This window comes from Streptomyces sp. NBC_00726, assembly GCF_045161735.1.
Classification (GTDB): Bacteria; Actinomycetota; Actinomycetes; order Streptomycetales; family Streptomycetaceae; genus Streptomyces.
Genome location: NZ_CP108983.1, coordinates 1,946,406 through 1,967,136, shown reverse-complemented (window position 1 = coordinate 1,967,136; position 20,731 = coordinate 1,946,406). Strand labels below are relative to the sequence as shown.

The following is a 20,731-nucleotide window of genomic DNA, read 5'->3' as shown; positions in this document are numbered from 1 at the left end:
TGCACTCGTTATGCCTGCGCCCCACTCATCCCCTCTGTCCGGACGGAGGAACCGGCGCGCAGAGGTGGCTATACGCTTCAAAAAGGCTCCAAAATTGGGCATTCTTCGCATGTGGTGACCTTGGACGTACGGCCTCAGCTCATCGACGCACTCTCCGCCCTGCGCGACCGTGTCGCCGCCGTGCGTCTCCCACTCCCGCTCCCGGGCGCCGCCCGCGCCAGGCAGACCAGGACCGAGCTGCTCGCCCAGCTGGACGACTATCTGCTGCCCCGGCTCAAGGACCCCGAGGCGCCGCTGCTCGCCGTCATCGGCGGCTCGACCGGCGCCGGCAAGTCGACGCTCGTCAATTCCCTGGTGGGGCGCCGGGTCAGCGAGGCCGGGGTGCTGCGGCCCACCACCCGCACGCCCGTCCTCGTCTGCCACCCGGACGACCAGCACTGGTTCACGGGCGTACGGGTGCTGCCGCAGCTCACCCGGGTCTGGTTGCCGCCCGAGGAGTACGCGGAGCCCGGCCAGTGCGACGACCTCGACGGACCCGACGGCCACGCGGCCGGGGAGGGCACCGCGCTGCGCGTCGAGACCGCCCCCGGACTGCCCCGCGGGCTCGCCCTGCTCGACGCCCCCGACATCGACTCCCTCGTCGTCCGCAACCGGGTCCTGGCCGCCGAACTCATCTGCGCCGCCGACATCTGGGTCATGGTCACGACGGCCTCCCGGTACGCCGACGCCGTGCCCTGGCATCTGCTGCGTACCGCCAAGGAGTACAATGCCTCGCTCGTCACCGTCCTGGACCGCGTCCCGCACCAGGTGATCACCGAGGTCTCCCGCCAGTACGGAGCGCTGCTCACCAAGGCCGGGCTCGGCGAGGTGCCCCGGTTCACCATCCCCGAACTGCCCGAATCGGCGGGCGGCGGCAGCGGCCTGCTGCCCACCACCGCAGTCGCCCCGCTCCGCGCCTGGCTCGCGCACCGGGCCCAGGACCCGGCCGCCCGCCAGCAGGCCGTCGGCCGGACCGCCGCCGGCGTCATCGACTCCCTCGACGTCCGGATGCCCGCGCTCGCCGGAGCCGTCGCCGCGCAGTACGCCGCCGCCGTACGGCTCACGGGTGTGGTCGAGGAGGCGTACGGGAAGGAGGGCGCCCGGCTCCGGCGCAGGCTGAAGAACGGCGGCGCGCTCGCCGGCGACGCCCGGACCAGGTGGCGCGGCTACCCCACGTACAGCACCTCCGACGAAGTCCTCGACGCGCTGGTCGAGAGCCTGGCCGCGCTCCTGGAGTGCGGCGTCGCCGCCGCCGACGAGCAGATCCGCGCCGTCTGGCGCAGGGAACCCGCCGCCACGGCCTTCGCCTTCGAGGCGGCGGGCCGCGAGGAGGGCGGCTGGGGACCGGCCGAGGACATCCGGGGCCGGATCGACATGACCGTACGCAGATGGCGCCGCATCCTCGAAGAACTGGCCGAGGAGGAACTGCGCCTGATGGAGCGCAACACCGCCCCGGACCCCGAGACCGTCGCCGCCCTGCTGGCCGCCGCCCTGCTCGGCGGACGCCGCGCCCGCACCGCCGGCGAACAACTCGCCGAACGCATGGGGGCGCAGGGCGCGCTGCGGCTGCGCGACAAGGGCGGCGCGCTGCTCACCAACTGCCTCGACCACGTGCTGAACGGCGAACGCGACCGGCGGCTCGCCCCCCTGGACGCCCTCGACGTGGCCCCCGAGCCACAGGCCGAACTCATCGCCGCGCTGTCCCTATTGCAGAAGGAGAGGTGGCAGCGATGACTGCCGTCACTGACGAGAACCCGGGGCAGGGCGGGACCGGGGAGCAACTGTCCGACCCCTCCAGCACCGGCCCCTCCCGCTCCGGCGCCGCCCCCTCCGGCCCCTCCCGCTCCGGCACCGGCTGGGACGACGGGCTGATCGCGCGGCGGGCGCAGGCCGCCCGGAAGGAGGCCGGACAGACCCCGGACGAGGCCCCCGAGGAGGAAGAGGACGACGGGCGGCCGCAGGTCGAGGCGTATGTGGACTCCGGCAGTCCGCTCCGGCCCCGGCTGGACGCCCTGCGCGAACTCGTCGGCCTCTCCCGCGCCCGCCTGGACCGGGCCGCGCTCGCCGAGGCGGGCCGGGTGCTGGACGAGGCGGCGGCCCGGCAGCGGCTCTCCTCCCGGCACACCGTCGTCGCCATCGCCGGGGCCAGCGGCAGCGGGAAGTCGGCCCTCTTCAACGCGCTGGCCGGCGCCCCGCTCTCCGAGACCGGCCTGCGCCGCCCCACCACCTCGTCCCCGCTCGCCTGCTCCTGGACCGACGGGGCCGCCGGACTGCTGGACCGCCTCGCCGTGCCCGGCCGGCTCCGGCGCAGGCCGGCACCGGGCGCGGCGGCCGACGAGGCGCTTCAGGGCCTGGTCCTGGTCGACCTGCCCGACCACGACTCGGCGGCGAAGGGCCACCGCGACCAGGTGGACCGGGTGCTCGCGCTGGTCGACGCGGTGATCTGGGTGGTGGACCCGGAGAAATACGCGGACGCCGCCCTGCACGAACGCTATCTGCGCCCCCTCGCCGGCCACGCCGAGGTCACCTTCGTCGTGCTCAACCAGATCGACCGGCTCCCGGGCGAGGCCGCCGACCAGGTCCTGGACGATCTGCGCAGGCTGCTGGACGAGGACGGCATGGCGCTCGGCGAGCACGGCGAGCCCGGCGCGACTGTCCTGCCGCTGTCCGCCCTCACCGGCGAGGGCGTCGGTGAACTGCGCGAGCTGCTGGGCCGGTTCGTCCAGGACCGCACGGCGGCCACCCGTCGCCTGTCCGCCGATGTGGACGCGGCGGCGGCCAGGCTCCGCCCGGTGTACGTCGCCGAGGGGCGGCCGGGTCTGGGGGAGCGGGCCCGGGAGGAGTTCACGGACCGGCTCGCGGAGGCCGTGGGCGCGGCGGCGGCGGGCCAGGCGGCCGAGCGCGAGTGGCGCCGCAACGCCGGACGGGCCTGCGGCACGCCGTGGCTGCGGCTGTGGCGCTGGTACGAGACCACCCGGCAGCCCGGCAGCCGGGACCGGGTCCCGCTCGCCGCCCCGCCCGAGGAACGGCTCACCGCACGCCAGCGCGTCGAGCAGGCCGTGCGCACGGTCGCGGACGACGCCGCGGCCGGACTGCCCGGCCCCTGGGCGCAGGCGGTGCGGGAGGCCGCGGTGCACGGCGCGAAGGGCCTGCCGGACGCGCTGGACGAACTGGCGGGGCGGGTGTCCGGCGAGCCGGACGCCGGTGCGCCTGCCACGGGAGGCGCGGCTCTGCCCGGCGGCGCTGTTGAGGGCCGGGTCGGGCGCGCGGCAGGGAAGCCGCCGCGTCCCGCGTGGTGGCCGGCGGCGGTGCTGGCGCAGGTCGCGATGACGCTGTTGCAGATCTTCGGCGGCCTGTGGCTGGCCGGCCAGATCATCGGGGTGCTGGAGCCGGGGTTGCTGACGCCCGCCCTGGTGATGCTCGGCGGCATCGTGGGCGGCCCGCTCGTCGAGTGGTCGTGCGCGGTGGCGGCCCGGGGGCCGGCCCGGCGGTACGGGCAGGAGGCCGAACGGCGGTTGCGCGAGGCGGCGGCGGCCTGCGGGCGGGCCCGGGTGCTCGACCCGGTCGCGGCGGAGCTGATGCGCTACCGCGAAGTGCGGGAACGCTATGTGACGGTGACGGAGTTTTCCACAACGGGCCGTTAGTCCACAGCCCCCGGCAGGATTTCCGCCTCCCCTCCAGCATGGGACCGGTGACCGCGCACATGGCGCGGCCACGGGATCCGGGTGAAGGGGAGGCGGAGTCATGAACGAGACCCTGGTGACGCTGGTGGGAAACGCGGCGACGGCGGTGGAGTTCCGGGAGACGGCGAGCGGGGGCATGGCCCGGTTCAGGTTCGCGGTGACGCCCCGGCGGTGGGACCGGGTGAAGGAGGTTTGGGCCGACGGGCACACGAGCTTCTACACCGTGTGGGCGTGGCGCACGCTGGCCATGAATCTGACGGGCTCGGTCGCGGTGGGGGAGCCGCTGGTGGTGCACGGCAGGCTGAAGGTGCGCGAGGAGGAGCTGGAGGGACAGCGCCGGACCTTCGTGGACATCGAGGCGGTGGCGGTGGGCCACGATCTGACCCGGGGCACGGCGGCGTTCCGCCGGGTGGTGAGGGGCGAGCCGGGGCTGACCTCGCGGTACGGCCCGGCGCCGGTCGCGGCGGGGGCCGATCCGTGGGCGGTGCGGGAGGCGCCGGAACGGCCGGTGGCCGGGGAGCCGGTGGGCGCGGGCGGAGCGGTGGGCGGGGGTGAACCGGCGGGCGGTGCGGAGGCGTCGGAGGAGGTGCCGGCGCGGGAGCGGACGCCGGTGCGGCGGCGGACGGCACGTCAGAAGGACGGCGCGGCACCCCGGAAGCCCGACTCCGATCTGGTCACCGCGTGACGACCAAGCGTGCCGGGGCGGGGGGTCGCAACGGGACGCGCGTTGCCCGGGATAACGATTGCGATTCGGAATGGTTGTCGGATGGTATGACGGGGGACTGTTCTTGGCTTGCTCCATAGGATCTCCCCGTACTCACACGGCACTTGAGTAGCAGGCGGGACAATCCCCACACGCGTACCGGGCGCGAGGGTCTCGCCCAGAGGGGAAATAAGTGTTTTCTGCTTCTTCAGCGACCGCTTCGTCTTCCAAGGCGACGGCCCCGACCGCACGGCGCGGGCGCATAGCCCGGCTGACCGCTTCCGCGATGGCGTCCGGCCTGGTCGTGGCCGGAGCCCTCGTCGGCGCCGGCACCGCGACGGCCGACGAGGTGCCCGCGCACCAGGGCGGGGCCACCGCCGTACTGGACGGCCTCAAGACCTATGACACCGCCCTCCTGCACGACGGCGGCCGGACGCGCAAGGTGTCCGCGGGTCTGTTCGAGATGAACGTCGACGGCGGCGGCACGCTCAAGACGTACTGCATCGACATCCACAACCCGACCCAGGACCGGGCGAAGTACCTGGAGACCCCCTGGGACCAGACCTCGCTCGGCGGCAACAACGACGCCGGCAAGATCCTCTGGATCCTCCAGCACTCCTACCCGCAGGTGAACGACCTCGCGAAGCTCGCGGAGGCCGCCAAGACCGGGCCGCTCACCGAGAAGACCGCGGCGGCCGGCACCCAGGTCGCGATCTGGCGGTTCTCCGACCACGCCGACGTGACCGCCCAGGACGAGCAGGCGGAGAAGCTCGCGGACTGGCTGGAGGACTCCGCCACCGACACCGCCGAGCCCAAGGCGTCCCTGGCGCTCGACCCGGTCGCGGTCTCCGGCCGCTCCGGTGAGCGCCTCGGCCCGGTCACCGTCCACACCAACGCCGGCCAGGCCACGGTGACCCCGCCGGCGGACACCGCCAGCGGCGTGAAGGTCACCGACAAGGCGGGCAAGCCCGTCACCACGGCGGCCGACGGCGACCAGCTCTACTTCGACGTGCCCGCCGGCTCCGAGGAGGGCACCGCCTCGCTGACCGTCCAGGCGTCCACCTCCGTCCCGGTCGGTCGCGCCTTCGCCGGGGTCACCAAGAGCCAGACCCAGATCCTGGCCGGCTCCAGCGAGTCGACGGTCTCCGCGACCGCCACCGCCACCTGGGCCAAGCAGGGCCCGATCCCGACCGCCACCGCCGAGAAGAACTGCGACAAGGGCGGCGTCGACATCACCGTCGGCAACAAGGGCGACGAGTCGTTCACCTTCGAGCTCGACGGCAAGGAGCACACCGTCGAGGCCGGCAAGACCGTGACCGTCACGGTCCCGGTCGCCGAGGACCAGGCGTACGACATCACGGTCACCGGGCCGAACGGCTTCTCCAAGACCTTCAAGGGCGTCCTGGACTGCAAGACCACCGGCAGCGGCACCGGCGGCACGGACACCCAGACCGGTGACGAGCCCACCCCGACCACGGCCACGGCCGGCGGCAGCACCTCGGGCGGCGACGACACCAACCTCGCCGAGACCGGCAGCTCCAGCGCCACCCCGATGATCGCGGGCATCGCCATCGCCCTGGTCGTCGTCGGCGGCGGCGCGGTCGTGCTCCTTCGCCGCAAGGGCGGCACCGCCAGTGAGTGACCAGCGGTAGCACACCGCCACACGCACTGACCGAAGGCCCCGGCAGGCACCAGCCCGCCGGGGCCTTCGCGTACCCCCGCCGCACCACCCCGCCCGGCCCGCACGTACCGGGACCCGGACCGTGGGTATCGCGCACCGGACCGGTTTCCGTCAAGCGGCGGCCGTCAGGCAAGATGGGGTGTATCTGCCCACACATCGATTGCCGGACGGTTTCTCTTGGCTGAGTACATCTACACCATGCGCAAGACGCGCAAAGCGCACGGCGACAAGGTGATTCTCGATGACGTCAACCTGAACTTCCTGCCCGGCGCGAAGATCGGTGTCGTGGGGCCCAACGGTGCCGGTAAGTCCACGGTGCTGAAGATCATGGCGGGTCTGGAGCAGCCGTCCAACGGTGACGCGTTCCTGTCGCCCGGCTTCAGCGTCGGCATCCTCATGCAGGAGCCGGAGCTGGACGAGAGCAAGACGGTCCTGGAGAACGTGCAGGACGGCGCCGCCGAGACCATGGGCAAGCTCAAGCGCTTCAACGAGGTCGCCGAGCTGATGGCGACCGACTACTCCGACGCGCTCATGGACGAGATGGGCAAGCTCCAGGAGGACCTGGACCACGCCAACGCGTGGGACCTGGACGCCCAGCTGGAGCAGGCCATGGACGCCCTGGGCTGCCCGCCCGGCGACTGGCCCGTGGTCAACCTCTCCGGTGGCGAGAAGCGCCGCGTCGCGCTCTGCAAGCTCCTCATCGAGGCGCCCGACCTGCTGCTCCTCGACGAGCCCACCAACCACCTCGACGCCGAGTCGGTGAACTGGCTGGAGCAGCACCTCTCCAAGTACGCGGGCGCCGTGGTCGCCGTCACCCACGACCGCTACTTCCTCAACAACGTCGCCGAGTGGATTCTCGAACTGGACCGCGGCCGCGCGCTCCCGTACGAGGGCAACTACTCCACGTACCTCGACAAGAAGGCCGCCCGCCTCAAGGTCGAGGGCCGCAAGGACGAGAAGCGCCAGAAGCGGCTCAAGGAAGAGCTGGAGTGGGTGCGGTCCAACGCCAAGGGGCGCCAGACCAAGTCCAAGGCCCGTCTCGCCCGGTACGAGGAGATGGCCGCCGAGGCGGACAAGATGCGGAAGCTGGACTTCGAGGAGATCCAGATCCCGCCGGGGCCGCGCCTCGGTTCCATCGTGGTCGAGGTCGAGAACCTGTCGAAGGCGTTCGGCGACAAGGTCCTCATCGAGGACCTGTCGTTCACGCTGCCGCGCAACGGCATCGTCGGCGTCATCGGCCCGAACGGCGCCGGCAAGACCACGCTGTTCAAGATGATCCAGGGCCTGGAGACGCCGGACAGCGGCTCCATCAAGGTCGGCGAGACCGTCAAGATCAGCTACGTCGACCAGTCCCGCGCCAACATCGACCCGAAGAAGACCCTCTGGGCCGTCGTCTCGGACGAGCTGGACTACATCAACGTCGGCCAGGTCGAGATGCCCTCGCGGGCGTACGTCTCCGCCTTCGGCTTCAAGGGCCCGGACCAGCAGAAGCCGGCCGGGGTCCTCTCCGGTGGTGAGCGCAACCGCCTCAACCTGGCGCTCACGCTCAAGGAGGGCGGCAACCTGCTGCTCCTCGACGAGCCCACCAACGACCTCGACGTCGAGACCCTGTCCTCGCTGGAGAACGCGCTGCTGGAGTTCCCGGGCGCGGCCGTGGTCATCTCCCACGACCGCTGGTTCCTGGACCGCGTCGCCACGCACATCCTGGCGTACGAGGGCGACTCCAAGTGGTACTGGTTCGAGGGCAACTTCGAGTCGTACGAGAAGAACAAGATCGACCGCCTCGGCCCGGACGCGGCCCGCCCGCACCGCGCCACGTACAAGAAGCTCACGCGAGGCTGATCGTCTTGGCTCGTCACATCTACAGCTGCCCGCTGCGCTGGTCGGACATGGACGCCTTCGGCCACGTCAACAACGTGGTCTTCCTCCGCTATCTGGAGGAGGCGCGGATCGACTTCATGTTCCGGCTGGCGCCGGGGGACGGCTCGCCGTCCTTCGCGGGCGGCTCCGTCGTGGCGCGGCACGAGATCGACTACGTGCGGCCCCTGGTCCACCGGCACCGGCCGGTGACCGTCGAGTCCTGGGTCACGAAGATAGGCGCCGCGTCCCTGACGATCGCCTACGAGATCAAGGACCCGGACCAGGTCTACGTACGCGCGTCGACCGTCGTCGTGCCCTACGACCTGGCCGCCGAGCGCCCCCGGCGCATCTCCCCGGAGGAGAAGCGGTTCCTCCAGGAGTATCTGGCCGAGGAGCCCGCCGCGGTATGACCGTGTCCGTACAGTCGCTGCGGTTCGCCGACGCGAGGGAGGCCGCCGATCTCGGCGCCTTCCTCGGGCGGCTGCTTCACTACGACCGTGCCGCCGCCGTACGCCTCCAGGCGGGCGGCGGCGCGCTCGCCGTGTTCGGCAGGCCGCCGTCCTTCGACGTGCTGGCGATCCGCACGGCCCGGCTCGCCGACCCGTACGACCTCGACGTCACCGTGTCGGCCGGCGACCTCCTGGAAGCCCTGCCCGAGGAGGGACCGGGCGCCGCCGTCCTGCCCGCGCCGGTCACCGGACCGCCCTGGGCCGGTGTCCTCCCGCCGCGCGCCGGCTGGCGGGAGCGGCCCGGGCTGCCCGGACCCGTCGCCCTGCGCGCCGCGCTCACCGCCGCCGTCACCGAATTCCGGGACCGCGACGAGGCGCTGCCCGAGGACCGGCGCACCCGCGAGGAGCGGGACCGCATCGGCCACGACATCTGGTCGCGCACCCTCGCGAGCACCGAACTCCCGCTGCGCGCGGTGCACGCCGCGCAGTCCCTCGGCTTCCTGCGCGCCGACCCCGCCTTCCCGGTCGCCCTCCTGGCGGCCGGCAGCTGGCTGCGCCTGCGCACCCCGTACGGCTCCGTCGCCCTGCGCCGGGCCGGCGCGGCGGGCGGCCTGGGGAACCTCGCGGTCTCCGTGAACGGCTGAAAGCCGGGCCTTTACGCCGTAAAGGCCCGCTCACCACCGCATCCGCACATCCTCCGCCCACCCCAGCAGCCGCTCCACCGCGATCCGCGTCCCGTCGTCCGCGCGCACCGTGCCGTCGTAATGGCCGAACAGCTGGTCGGTGCGGTTGGCCAGCACCCCCGCCTCGGTGCGGACCCGGCGGTTGTGGAACGGGGTGAACGTCAGGTCGACCTGCCCGGTCAGCGGGGTGCGGACCGTCCACGGACGGAGCGGTTCCGCGGCGGACCAGCGCCAGTCCAGCTCCTCGCCGATCTTGCTGAGCCGGCCGTCCACGCAGAGCGCGTTCTCCGTGGCGCCGGTGCCCAGCGTCCACTGCCCGCCGAGCTGGACGCCCAGGGTGTGCCCGTCGGTGCGGCCGGACGCGGCGCCCCAGTTCCAGCGGACCGTACGCGGCCAGCGGCCCCGGCCGTGGTCCAGGACGGCCCAGGTGTCGTCCCCGTCGAAGTCCAGGAACTCGCCGCCCACCCGGACCCGGCCGGACGCGGGCAGCGCGGTCTGCTTGGAGGTGTACTGGAAGCGCCGGCTGTCCCACGGGACGACCACCGAGAGCGATTCGTGGTCCGCCGGGCGGGCGACCAGGAGGTCCACCTCCACCGGCACCCGCTCCGGGGTCAGACAGCGGGCCCGCAGCCGGGTGCCGCCGGGCTCGTCGCGGATCTCCACGCGCACCTTGCCGCCCGTCGGGCGCGCCGGGCCCGTCACCACGTCCGGGGCGCCGGGGGAGCCGGCCACCGTGTCGGGCAGGCGGGCGCCGAGACCGGCGGGGAGGATCGCCGTACGTTCCAGCTCAAGGCCGCCGGGCGCGTACTCCAGCAGGTAGACGCTGTTCAGGGCGAGGAAGTCCAGATCGCTGACGGTCAGCGCCACCAGATGGGTGGGCGTCGTCACGCACCAGTACTCCCAGCGCTTCGTCCGGCCCCAGCCGCGCAGGTTGGCGCGGTGCAGCGGGGTCCGCGACCAGCCGACCGCCGCCGGGTCGAGGCGGCCGTCCGGCAGGCACAGGTCGGCCGGCTCGGTGATCTCGCGTTCGAACGTCGTCATGGCCGGATCCTAACGGCCGGTCACACCGCGTCCCGGGGCCGGTCAGCCGCCCTTCGGGCCGTCCGGCCACACCCCGATGTGGTCCTGCTCCAGCTCCAGCATCACCCGGTGCTCCATGCCCAGCGCCTCGGTGTAGTCGGCGGGCAGTTGCAGCCGGCCGGCGCGGTCGAGCATCGCGTACTCGCGGGCGACCTGGGACTCCTGGCCGGTCGCCGCGTCCACCTCGGTGCGGCGCAGCACCTCGAAGGACGTGCGGCCGTCGCGGATCGCGACCGTACGCCGCACCTCGTCGGCGACCGCCTGGTCATGGGTGACGATCACGATCGTCGTGCCCAGCTCCTCGTTGGCGCGGCGGAACGCGGCGAAGACCTGCTCGCCGGTGGCCGAGTCGAGTTCGCCGGTCGGCTCGTCGGCGAGCAGCACCGAGGGGGAGTTGGCGAGCGAGACGGCGATGGCCACCCGCTGCTGCTGGCCGCCCGACATCTGCCGCGGGCGCCGGTCGCGGCAGTCCTCGACCTCCAGCATCCTCAGCAACGCCTCGGCGCGCGCGGCCCGTTCGCGGCTCCGGCCCCGGCCGCGCAGCTGCATGGGCAGGGTGACGTTCTGGATCGCGGTGAGATACGGCAGCAGATTGCGGGCGGTCTGCTGCCAGACGAAGCCGACCACGTCCCGGCGGTAGCGGAGGCGTTCCTTCTGCCCCATGGACAGCAGGTCGCAGCCCGCCACCTTCGCCGCCCCGGCCGTCGGCTCGTCCAGCCCCGCCAGGATGTTCATCAGCGTCGACTTGCCGCTGCCGGACGCGCCGACCAGGGCCAGCAACTCGCCCTCCTCCACCAGCAGATCGAGCCCCTGGAGGGCCTGCACCTCCACCCCGTCCGTGGTGAAGATGCGCACCAGCCGGTCGCAGGCGATCAGCGCGTCATGGCCGTAGGAGGGCCGGTCGCGCCGGGCGGCGGCCCGCTGTTCGAGCTCGGCCAGCGTGGAATCGGTCGACGGCGTCGTCATCGGGAGTCTCCTGCCCTGAGTTCGGTGATCGATCCGCGGCGGCCGGCCCACCACGCCTGCACCCCGGCCACCGCCCCGGTCAGCACGATGACGCCGAGCGCAGGGAGGACCAGCGACCACGGATCGGTGCGCAGCGGTGCGGTGTCCAGCAGGGCGGTGCCGGGACCGGACGAGAGTGCCAGGCGTACGAGGTCCACGCCCGGGGCCAGCAGGGCGATGGTCGCCCAGCCGACGAGCAGCCCGCCGCCGGCCGCGAGCAGCGCCTGCGGCAGGGCCTCGAAGCCCAGGAGCCGCCCGCCCTGCCGGGAGGTCAGGCCCATGGTGCGCAGCCGGGCCAGCAGGGTGGTGCGCTCCGGCGCGGTCTGGAGCAGCGAGAGCAGGACGGCGAGCAGGGCGTATCCGGCGCCGGCGATGATCGCCGCCAGATAGATCCGCTCCGCCCCGGACTGCATCGGGGTGTCGACGTACGTGGCCCGCTCCTCGGAGCGCAGCTGTACGGCGGCCTTCTCGCCCGAGTGCCGGGCCGCCGCGCGCAGTTCCTTCGCGTCGAGGCCGTCCCCGGTCAGCAGCAGCGCCGTGGTCTGCCGGTGGGTGAACGCGGCGGCGTCCACGACGATGAAGGAGCTGCCGTCCACGGCGGGTGTACGCGTGACCGTGGCGGCGGCCCTCACCTTGAAGGTGCCGGCCAACGAGCGGAGGGCGAGCGGCCGGTCGCCGAGGCGTTCGGCGACGGACGGCGAGACCAGGGCCGGCACGACCCGGTCCTCGTCCGGCGCCGTCCCCGCGCGGACCGCCGCGCCCTTCGCCCGCAGCCGGTCGGCGGAGAACGGGCCGATCCCGGTGGAGCGGGCCAGCGCGGCGTAGGTGGCGGGGTCGACGCCGACCAGGGTCGTCCCCTTGGCGTCCTGGGTGCCGTTGTCCGGGGCCGGCAGGGCCACCCCGTACTCGATCTGTACCCGGGCCGATCCGCGTACCCCGCCGGCCTTCTCCACCGCCCGGACCAGACCGGCCGACAGCGGTGCGGAGTCGGCCTCGCCGGTGATCCGGGCGTCCGCGCCGGTGGCCAGGACGGCGGCGTCGTCGCGGGCGTCCGCGACCCCCGCGAGCACCGAACCGCCGAACGCGGCCGTGGTCAGCGCGACCAGCAGGGCGAGCAGCGGCAGGGTGGCGGCGGCCGAGGTGCGGCCGGCCCGGGCCAGGGACAGGAAGCCGACCACGCCGCGCAGCCGGGACACCGCGCGCAGCGCCAGGCGCAGCGGCAGCGGGTAGAGCCGCACCAGCACCACCGCCGCGATCAGCCCGACCAGCACCGGCGCGGCGCTGACCAGCAGGTCGGTGCCGCCCCCGGCGTCCGTGCCGCGCCGGCGCAGTGCGAAGACCGCGCCGACGGCCAGGACGAGCAGGGTGAGTTCGGCGACGGTGCGCCGCCGGGACGGGCGGGCGGTCGCCAGGTCGTGCCGGCCGATGTGGGTCTGCGGGGTGCGGTGGCGCAGGGCGGTGTGCAGCGGGAGCACGGCGCAGACCAGGACGACGACCGCGCCGGCGCCGCACACCGGGGGCCACAGCCGGGCCCGGTCCACGGTGAGCACGGCGAGCAGCAGGCCCAGCGCCCCGGCGGGCACCGCGGTGACCGCGGTCTCGGCGAGGAGCCGGCCGCCGATGCCCCGCAGGGAGCCGCCCCGGGCCCGCAGCAGGGCGAGTTCGGCGTGTCTGCGGCCGGCCAGCAGCCCGCCGGTCATCAGCAGGACGACGACGGCGACCGCGCCGATGCCCACGGCGGCGACCGTGACGACCGGCTGGATCGCGGTCCGCATCCCGTCGTACCCGGTCAGGATCTCGTCCAGGTCCGTCGCCAGGTTCACCGTGGAACCGGCCACGTCGCGCATGGCCAGCAGCCCCGGGCCGCCCTCCAGCGACGCCACCGAGGTCCGCAGCCGCGGCACGTCCCGTGCGGTGAGGTGCGAGACGTCCGGCGCGATCCGCCAGTACAGCTCGGGCTGCCCGGGGGTGGCGAGCAGGGCGGGCGCGGCGTCCGGCGGCAGCAGCAGTGCGGCGATCCAGTAGTAGCGGGGCGTGTCCTTGGTGGGCTTGGCGACCAGCGAGGGCGTCCGCAGCAGCGGCTCGGACGACCAGTAGGAGCCCGCCGGGTTCTTCGGGGCGACGATGCCGGTGACCCGTACGGTCAGGGTGTCCTCGCCCCGGGTGGGGACGGCGATGGTCGCGCCGGCCTTGATCCGCAGCGCCTTCGCGGTCTCCTCGGTGACGGCGGCCTCGACCTCCCCGGTGGTCATGGACACCGTGCCGTGCGTGGCCGGCCAGCTGCCGGTGCGCAGGGTGGCGTGGGAGGACAGCCCGGACTGGGTGATGTACGTCAGAGTCGGGTCCAGGCCGAACGGGCGCGGGAACCACGGCTCCCGGGCCGCGATCGGGGTCGAGGTGCGCACCCCGTACGCCGATTCGGCGGGGTCGGCGCGCAGCGGCGCCGGAAGCCGCTCCAGGACCTGCGTGTGGACGGAGGCCATGGTGTCCTCGCGCACCGCGAGCTCGCGTGCCGCCGGGCGCAGCTCCAGGCCGGGCTGGGGGCCCTTCAGCTCCAGCACGCTGTGTGCCGGGGTCGCCGTGCCGAGGTCGTGGCGCAGCCCCTTCGTCTCGTACGAGTCGACGGAGCGCGGGAAGGCGGCGGCGAGGAACGCGGTCACCAGCACCAGCAGCGCGAACGCGCAGGCGGCGCCGGGCGCGGTGCGCAGCCGGGTGCGCACCCAGGGGGCGCAGGGGGCCGCGGCGCGGGGGGTCCGGATGCTCATGTCAGTTGTCCCCCTGGGTGCGCAGCGAGACCGCGGGGTCGGCGCGGCGCAGGGTCAGCACGGCGACGATGAGCAGAGGGAGTGCGGCGACTCCGGCGAGCAGTGCGGCGACCTGGCCGGGCGGCAGCTGGACCAGGACCGGCGGCACCGGCTGGGCCGCCTGCCCGGTCAGCACGATCAACGGCACGACCGCCCGGGTCAGCAGGGCCCCGAGCAGGGCCCCGACGAGCAGCGCGACCGCGATCAGGACGCCCTGCTCGGCGGCGGTCATCCGGGCCAGTCTGCGGCGCGGGGTGCCCAGCGCCCGCAGCACGGCGAACTCGGCGGAACGTTCCCGCTGCGAGCCGACCGCGGACACCGCGAAGCCGACCGCGGCCAGCGCGGCGGCGATCACCGCGACGGCGAGCAGCGCGGACTGCGGGCCCGCCCCCAGCGGGTCGGTGACCAGCTCGTCGGCGATCTCGTCGCGCACCCGGACCTGCGCGGGGTCGGTGTCGGGCTGTGCGCGCAGCGCGGCGGCCACCTCCGCCGTGCGGCCCGGCTCGGTGCTCAGCCACCACTCGGTGGCGGTCAGCCGGGCGGTCGGGCGGCCGGCGAAGACCTCGCCGAGGGCGCGCAGGTCCAGCAGCAGCGCCCCGCCGTCCCTGGCCCGCTGGGACTCGGCCGACGCGGTGGAGGAGCCGGAGCCGGGTCCGGTGGTGGGCAGCCGGTGCACGACCCGGGTGATCGTCACCCGTACCGTCTCGCCGGCCACGGTCACATCGGTCTGCCGGCCGGGTTCGGCACCGGTCGCCTTGAGGTACGCGTCCGTGGCCACGGCGTTCAGAGCCGGTGCCTCGGGCCGGACCGCGGTGAGCCGCACGCCGATCGTGGGAATCGAGTACGCCGCCGTCTCGGCGCTGACCGATCCGGTGGAGTAGTTCACGGCGAGGGGAGTTTCGGCCGACGCGGCCGGGGGAAGCAGCGGCACGCCCGGCTTCGGCTCCTCCAGGGCGGAGTCCTCGGTCTTCTCGCCCTGCCAGCGCAGGCCGTCCGGGACCGGGACGGGGTGCTCGGTGCCGTCGGCGGTGGTGGTCCGCAGCGCGGTCACGGCCAGCCGGTGCGACTCCGCCTCCAGGGGCCGGCCGGCGCTCAGTTCGATCCCGGTGACGGCGAACCCGCCGGCGGGCTCCACGGCGACGGAGAGCGGATGCGCCTTCCCGTCGGCCGGGACGGACCCGGCGGCCACCTGGTAGGGCAGCCCGTAGCGGTCCTCCAGGAGGACGGAGATCCGGGAGGTCGTGCCGGACGGCGAGACCTTGCCGGGGGCGCCCTCGGCGGATATCCGTACGTCGAAGTGGAGACGGGTGCTGTGCTCCGGCAGCGGCAGCCCGACGCGGGCGGCCTTCGGCGGGGTCAGCGTGTCGAAGAGCCCGGCCACCGGGCCGTTGCCGAGGTCGTCGCGCATCAGCATCCGCTCGTCGGCGTGCGCGGTGTCCAGGGCGAGGATCTCGGCGGTGCGCTCGCCGGAGAGACCCGCCGTCGTACGGAAGGCGGGCGCCACCCCGCGTACCCCCGGCAGCCGCCCGTACGCGGGTGCCTTCGCCGGGTCCGTGGTGGCGCCGGCGCTCACGCGCACCGAGGCGCCGGCCCTGAAGTCGGCCTGGTCGCTCTGCGAGCGGTTCCACGACGCGCTCTGCCCGATCGCCAGCATGCCCATCGCCACCGAGAGGACCAGCAGCAGCACGGGCCCGGCGCCCCGCAGCGGCCGGCGGCTGAACTGCCAGCCCGCCAGCGCGGTCGTCAGCCCCCGCCCGCCGGAGGCGCGCCGCTCCGCGAGCCGGGCGGCGGGCGGCAGCAGCCGCAGCGTCAGCACGGTGCCGGCGAGCAGGGCCAGCGCGGGCGCGGACACCAGCAGCGGGTCGATCCCGAGCCCGCCCGCCCGGTCCCCGCTGAGCGCGCCGCTCCCGGAACCCTTCGTCTGCCGGTCCAGCTGCCAGTACGCCACCGCCGCGACGACCAGCAGCGCGAGGTCGGCGCCCGCCCGCACCGGGCCCGGCAGCGCGGCGGACCGCGTACCGCGCCGCTTCCCGCCGCCCGCGGCCAGGGCGGGCGCCACGACGGCGAGCGCGCAGGCCAGCGCGGTGCCGGCGGCGACCAGCCACACCTGTCCGGTGACCCCGGTGTCCAGGCGGAGCCCGATCCGGGAGAGCTCGCTGCGGTCCACGAGGAGCCGGGTCAGCGGGCCGGAGAGCAGCGGCGCGACGACGGCCGCGGGCAGCGCGAGGAGCAACGCCTCGACGGACGCCAGCCAGGTGATCCGGGCCCGCGAGCCGCCGCGCGCCCGCAGCAGCTCGGTCTCGCCCGCGCGCTCGGTGCTGAGCAGCCGGGCCACCAGGAGCAGGGCGTAGCCGGCGAGCAGGACCAGCTGCACGGCCACGATGGTGAGCGTCGAGCGGGAGACCAGCAGGGCCCGGTCGACCTCCTCCAGGACGGTGGGCAGCGAGGTCCGCGCGGTGGCCCCGTCCGTGAACCCGGGCTCGGTCAGCAGCTTCTTCGGGCCGGCGGTCGCCGCGTCGCGCAGCGCCGCCATCCGGTCCGTGGTGACCGTGCCGAAGTCGGCGGACGCCAGCCAGGACGTCTCGCCCGGGCTGGTCCGGCCGGTGCCGAGCACGGCGGGGTCGGTGAGCAGGGGACCGTAGGTGGTGAAGACGACCTTGCGGACGCCGCGCCCGCCGAGCGCGTCCAGCTGCCAGTACGGGTCGGCCTGGTCGGCGGCCTGGTAGAGCCCGGTGATCACGACGTCCACCGGCTTGCCGGCCAGCCGGTCGGTGAGCTTCAGCCGGGCGCCGGGCTTCAGCGACAGCGCCTCGGCGGCGGTCGCGGGCAGGGCGACCTCGACGGGGGCGCCGCTCTTCCCCGCCCCGGTGGCGGGCATGCGTCCGGCGGTGAGGCGGACACGGCTGCGGTCCAGCGAGGCGAAGTGCGTGAGATCGGGGTCACCGTGCCGGGCGGCCGGGTCCTGGAGGCTGCGCGGCAGCGCGTACGGGCCGGACGCCTCCAGCTTCCGCACGGTCACCGGCAGCCCGTCGAAGGTCTCCCGGGCGGCCTTGCGCGCCGCCGCGTCGGCCGGCTGCCGCTCGTCCGGTTCCAGCTGCGCGGAGACGACGAGCGAGGCGGGGACGGCGGAGCGGTGGGCGAGCGTGTGGCGCAGCGCGGCGTCGCCGACGGAACCGGAGAACGCGGTGAGCGCGGCCAGGACCGAGGTGGTCAGGAGCACGGCCAGCACGGCCGCCGCGAGGAGGAGCCGGTGCGCCCTCACCCGCAGAAAGACGAACCCCGTCACATGTCCCCCCGTCACCACTCACCGCATGCGCGCCCCCCGGCGTTGTCTGGATGCTGTCAGACGGCCCGTGCCCGTGGAAACCGCTTACGGGCACAACTTGATGCATTCGTGACCGCTATCCGGCCACGGAGTACCGGATTCCGCACGGATGTGGGCGGTCGGTGACCGGCGGTCAGCCGTCGGTGTTCACCATGGAGGCGGCCGCGTAGGTGAGGTAGTCCCACAGCCGGCGCTCGTGCTCCGGGGCGAGACCCAGCTCGTCCAGCGCGACGCGCATGTGGTGCAGCCAGGCGTCGTGCGCGGCGCGGTCCACCCGGAACGGCGCGTGCCGCATCCGCAGCCGGGGGTGCCCGCGCCGGTCGCTGTAGGTGCGCGGCCCGCCCCAGTACTGCATGAGGAACAGCGCGAACCGCTCCTCGGCGGGCCCGAGGTCCTCCTCCGGATACATCGGCCGCAGCAGCGGGTCATCGGCGACGCCCTGGTAGAAGCGGTGGACCAGGCGCCTGAAGGTCTCCTCGCCGCCGACCTGCTCGTAGAAGGTCAGCTCCTGCACCGTGTCGCGCGGATTCTCAGTCACCCGTCCATGGTCGCAGACGCGCGACGCGGCGGAGCGGCCGGTGAAGGGCTTGCCCCCTCACCGGCCGCTCCGCCGCGCCTCGTTGATCAGTCCCGGCGGACCGTGATCGTCGTCCACGCGCCGACGTGCACCTGGTCGCCGTCCTGGAGCGGGATGGGGACGTACGGCTGGATCGGCTCCTCGGAGCCGTTGACCGTAGTGCCGTTGGTGGAGTTCTGGTCGACCACGGCCCAGCTGCCGTCCGGCTGCTGCACCAGCACCGCGTGCTGGTGGGAGACGCCCGGGTCCTCCGGCGGCACCGCCAGGTCGATGTCCGGGGACTCGCCCGTGCTGTGCCGGCGGCGGCCGATCGTGATCTGCCCGCCGGTGAGCGCGAGCTGCTGCTCCGGGGAGTACGCGGGCAGATTGAGCCCGGTCGCCTCGGGGCCGCTGCGCTGCATCATCGCCAGGAAGTACTCACGGTCGGGCGCGATGAACGCGGTCCAGTTGTTGGACAGCGGCCGGCCGGGGCCGGGGCCGTGCGGTCCGGGGGCGTGGCCCTGCGGTCCGGGGCCCTGCGGTCCGGGGCCCTGCTGGCCCGGGAACGACGGCTGCGGGCCCGGGCCCGGCGGGGGCGCGGGCTGCGAGGGCGGGGACAGCAGCCAGTCGTCGCCGTCGGTGCGCGGCGGGGCCGGCGGGGGCGCCGTCTGCTGCTGGAAGGCGGGCGGCGCGCCCTGCTGCTGGAACGGCGGCGGCGAGCTCTGCGGGCCGCCCTGCGGACCCTGCTGGTACGGGGACGGGGGCGGCGGAGGCCCCTGCCGGCCCTGCGGTCCGGGGCCGGGGCCCTGCGGTCCGGGGCCGCCCTGGCCGAACGGCGGCTGCCCCTGGTGGCCGGACTGGCCCGGGCCCGTGGACAGGGGCTCGGCGGACCGGTTCACCTGCGAGGGGCGGGAGCTCTGGTAGTCGAAGGGGTCGTGCGCCTGCGGCGGACCGGGCGGCTGCTGCCCCGGGAAGCCCTGCGGCCGGCTGCCGGCGGGGCCGGGGTCGCCCGGGACGTTGTGCCGGGGCGCCAGCGGGGTGTAGGACGTCGCCGTGTTCGTGAGGAAGTTCCAGCGGCACTCCTCGCAGAACGGCGCCATCGCCTCACGCGGCGTGCGGCACTGCGGGCACAGCTCGGCCTGGGCGGTCGCGTCCGGGTCGTGCGGCCGGGGATATCCGTAACCGTGGGCGGGCGGTGGAGGAGGTGGCGGGGGGACCGCACCCGCAGGCGCGCCCGGCCCGGTCATGCGGTGGCCGCAGACCTCGCACCAGTCCTCGGAACCCGACTGGTGTCCGTTCGGGCAGGTCGGCATGTCGGCGCTTCCCCCTCTCCTTCTCCGGCCCGGAGGCCGTCATGTGGCGTGCTCCGCCGCCCGGCGGACCTGAACCGGCGGGCGGCTGACCGTTGCGGATATGTGGTTATTTCTTGACGCGGACCGTCTTCGTGGAGCGCGTTTCGAGAGTCATCTCGTCCGCTTCCGCGACCTTCGCCTTCAGTCGCACAGTACCCGTCGCCGCATCGACCACGTCTACCACCTTCGAAAGCAGTTTCGCAGTGTCCTCGTTCCCGGACGCCGACGCCAACTGCACCGCTCGGCCCAGTTTGGCCGTGGCGCCGTCGAAGTCTCCCGATTTGCGGGCATCGAGCCCCTGCTGGATGACCTGTGCCAGTTCGGCCTGGCCCGTGTAGTGCGCCACCTGCGGATTGATGGAGGTCGACGCCACCATGTCGTCCGTCCACACCGCCCGTACCAGCCCCTGCGAAAGCGTCTGCGGCACCCCGCCCGACGGGTCGGGAAGGATCAGCGAGACCCGGGCGGCGAGCATCTCCTGTCCGATGCCGGCCTCCGGCACCCGGACGCACACGTGGTAGTCGCGGGACTCGTCGCCCCAGGAACCGGTCGGGTAGTCCCCGGCGCGCGGGCCCGCCTCGGTGCGGCGGCCGGTCAGGTCGGCGACCGTCGGCGCCACCTGCTTCACGAACTGGATCTCCACGCCGACCGGGGTCCACAGCCGCAGTGCCACGTCCGCGACCTCCTTGCCCATGGCGTTCTCCATCATCTGCGTGAAGTCCGCCGCGAGCCCGGCCGGGTCCGCGACGATGTCGGCGGTGCCGAGGAGCGCCGAGGCGATCCCTGTGACCTCTTTCACCTCCCAGTCGGTGCCGACCCCGCGGGCGTCACAGGTGAACCGGCCCGCACAGGCGTCCAGCGCCGCGCGCAGGTCCTCGGGCGACTCGTGCTCGTTGCGCCCGTCGGTGAGCAGGATGCCGTGCCGGATGTCCACGTCCGCCGCGCCGAGCAGCCGGTCCGCCAGCCGCAGCCAGGTCCCGATCGCCGTACCGCCGCCCGCGCTCAGCCGGCGCAGCGCCTCCCTGGCCTCGGCCCGGGTCCGGGGGCCGGCGACCGCGAGCCGGCCGTTGCCCGGGTAGACCTCCTTGGCCACATGCGTCCCGGCGACCACGGCGAACGAGGTGCCGTCGCGCAGGGTGTCCACGGCCGCCGCCGTCGCGTCGCGGGCGTTGCGCATCTTGGTCGGCGGGTAGTCCATCGAACCCGAGCAGTCCACCATGATCACCACGGCGGCCCCGGCGGCCGCCCCGGGCAGCGGTACGCCCCCGGTGGTGCCACCGCCGGTCGAGGTGACCGTGATGATGCCGTTGACCTCGCGGCCGCCCTCGGGCAGGTATTCGTTCTGGTACACCTCGACGGAGAACTGCGGCACGTTCGACTTGGAGAAGTTGGCCATCTGATCGGCTCCTTGAGGCTCCACGTCTCGGATGAAGCCAGCGGTACGGACAAGTCGTAGCGGGGTGAATGACCCGGTATCAGGCGGAGCCTGCCCCCAGGGGGTGCCTGGCAAA

General features: G+C 74.2%; 14 protein-coding genes. 7 read left to right on the top strand and 7 right to left on the bottom strand.

What is annotated here, in order from left to right; all coding sequences use genetic code 11:
- The first annotated feature begins 120 nt into the window (after window positions 1-120).
- The 7 genes from OG338_RS08755 to OG338_RS08725 all read left to right on the top strand — a co-directional run bounded on the left by OG338_RS08755 (window position 121) and on the right by OG338_RS08725 (window position 9,059).
- Complete coding sequence (locus OG338_RS08755) at window positions 121-1,773, top strand: dynamin family protein (protein ID WP_405940363.1); 1,653 nt, start codon at window positions 121-123, stop codon at window positions 1,771-1,773.
- Window positions 1,770-3,683: a GTPase gene (locus tag OG338_RS08750; protein ID WP_405936772.1), complete on the top strand. Its 1,914-nt coding sequence runs from the start codon at window positions 1,770-1,772 to the stop codon at window positions 3,681-3,683. The genes OG338_RS08755 and OG338_RS08750 overlap by 4 nt, the downstream gene beginning before the upstream one ends.
- Window positions 3,684-3,783: 100 nt before the next feature.
- Window positions 3,784-4,407 carry a single-stranded DNA-binding protein gene (locus tag OG338_RS08745; RefSeq protein WP_405936771.1) on the top strand — a complete coding sequence of 208 codons (624 nt, stop codon included), beginning with the start codon at window positions 3,784-3,786 and terminating at the stop codon, window positions 4,405-4,407.
- Between the two features lie 211 nt (window positions 4,408-4,618).
- Window positions 4,619-6,067 carry an LAETG motif-containing sortase-dependent surface protein gene (locus tag OG338_RS08740; RefSeq protein WP_405936770.1) on the top strand — a complete coding sequence of 483 codons (1,449 nt, stop codon included), beginning with the start codon at window positions 4,619-4,621 and terminating at the stop codon, window positions 6,065-6,067.
- 216 nt (window positions 6,068-6,283) lie between these two features.
- Entirely contained in the window at window positions 6,284-7,948 is a 1,665-nt protein-coding gene (gene ettA / locus OG338_RS08735; protein WP_405936769.1) for an energy-dependent translational throttle protein EttA, read from the top strand.
- A 5-nt stretch (window positions 7,949-7,953) separates the two neighbouring features.
- On the top strand, window positions 7,954-8,376 hold the full coding sequence (locus OG338_RS08730; protein ID WP_026171908.1) for a thioesterase family protein: 423 nt from the start codon (window positions 7,954-7,956) through the stop codon (window positions 8,374-8,376).
- Entirely contained in the window at window positions 8,373-9,059 is a 687-nt protein-coding gene (locus OG338_RS08725) for a hypothetical protein (protein ID WP_405936768.1), read from the top strand. The genes OG338_RS08730 and OG338_RS08725 overlap by 4 nt, the downstream gene beginning before the upstream one ends.
- 30 nt (window positions 9,060-9,089) lie before the next feature.
- On the opposite strand, the gene OG338_RS08720 is transcribed toward OG338_RS08725, so the two are convergent.
- The 7 genes from OG338_RS08720 to OG338_RS08690 form a co-directional block, all read right to left on the bottom strand.
- Complete coding sequence (locus tag OG338_RS08720) at window positions 9,090-10,139, bottom strand: DUF2804 domain-containing protein (RefSeq protein ID WP_405936767.1); 1,050 nt, start codon at window positions 10,137-10,139, stop codon at window positions 9,090-9,092.
- Between the two features lie 42 nt (window positions 10,140-10,181).
- Window positions 10,182-11,144 carry an ABC transporter ATP-binding protein gene (locus tag OG338_RS08715; protein ID WP_405936766.1) on the bottom strand — a complete coding sequence of 321 codons (963 nt, stop codon included), beginning with the start codon at window positions 11,142-11,144 and terminating at the stop codon, window positions 10,182-10,184.
- Window positions 11,141-13,948, bottom strand: a complete 2,808-nt coding sequence (locus OG338_RS08710; RefSeq protein ID WP_405936765.1) for an FtsX-like permease family protein — start codon at window positions 13,946-13,948, stop codon at window positions 11,141-11,143. Before OG338_RS08710 ends, OG338_RS08715 begins: the two co-directional genes overlap by 4 nt.
- A 1-nt stretch (window position 13,949) precedes the next feature.
- Window positions 13,950-17,273: an FtsX-like permease family protein gene (locus tag OG338_RS08705; protein ID WP_405936764.1), complete on the bottom strand. Its 3,324-nt coding sequence runs from the start codon at window positions 17,271-17,273 to the stop codon at window positions 13,950-13,952.
- Window positions 17,274-17,445: 172 nt separating this feature from the next.
- Window positions 17,446-17,850, bottom strand: a complete 405-nt coding sequence (locus OG338_RS08700; RefSeq protein WP_405936763.1) for a globin — start codon at window positions 17,848-17,850, stop codon at window positions 17,446-17,448.
- An 86-nt stretch (window positions 17,851-17,936) separates the two neighbouring features.
- A complete protein-coding gene (locus tag OG338_RS08695) occupies window positions 17,937-19,181 on the bottom strand; it encodes an FHA domain-containing protein (RefSeq protein WP_405936762.1) in 1,245 nt (414 codons plus the stop codon).
- A gap of 106 nt (window positions 19,182-19,287) precedes the next feature.
- Window positions 19,288-20,616: a vWA domain-containing protein gene (locus tag OG338_RS08690; protein ID WP_405936761.1), complete on the bottom strand. Its 1,329-nt coding sequence runs from the start codon at window positions 20,614-20,616 to the stop codon at window positions 19,288-19,290.
- Window positions 20,617-20,731 lie beyond the last annotated feature (115 nt).

Excerpts from the sequence above, each read along its gene's own strand:
- OG338_RS08750 (WP_405936772.1), top strand. The coding sequence starts at position 1,770 with ATGACTGCCGTCACTGACGAGAACCCGGGGCAGGGCGGGACCGGGGAG.
- OG338_RS08745 (WP_405936771.1), top strand. The coding sequence starts at position 3,784 with ATGAACGAGACCCTGGTGACGCTGGTGGGAAACGCGGCGACGGCGGTG.
- OG338_RS08725 (WP_405936768.1), top strand. The coding sequence starts at position 8,373 with ATGACCGTGTCCGTACAGTCGCTGCGGTTCGCCGACGCGAGGGAGGCC.
- OG338_RS08720 (WP_405936767.1), bottom strand. The coding sequence starts at position 10,139 with ATGACGACGTTCGAACGCGAGATCACCGAGCCGGCCGACCTGTGCCTG.
- OG338_RS08715 (WP_405936766.1), bottom strand. The coding sequence starts at position 11,144 with ATGACGACGCCGTCGACCGATTCCACGCTGGCCGAGCTCGAACAGCGG.
- OG338_RS08710 (WP_405936765.1), bottom strand. The coding sequence starts at position 13,948 with ATGAGCATCCGGACCCCCCGCGCCGCGGCCCCCTGCGCCCCCTGGGTG.
- OG338_RS08695 (WP_405936762.1), bottom strand. The coding sequence starts at position 19,181 with ATGCCGACCTGCCCGAACGGACACCAGTCGGGTTCCGAGGACTGGTGC.
- OG338_RS08690 (WP_405936761.1), bottom strand. The coding sequence starts at position 20,616 with ATGGCCAACTTCTCCAAGTCGAACGTGCCGCAGTTCTCCGTCGAGGTG.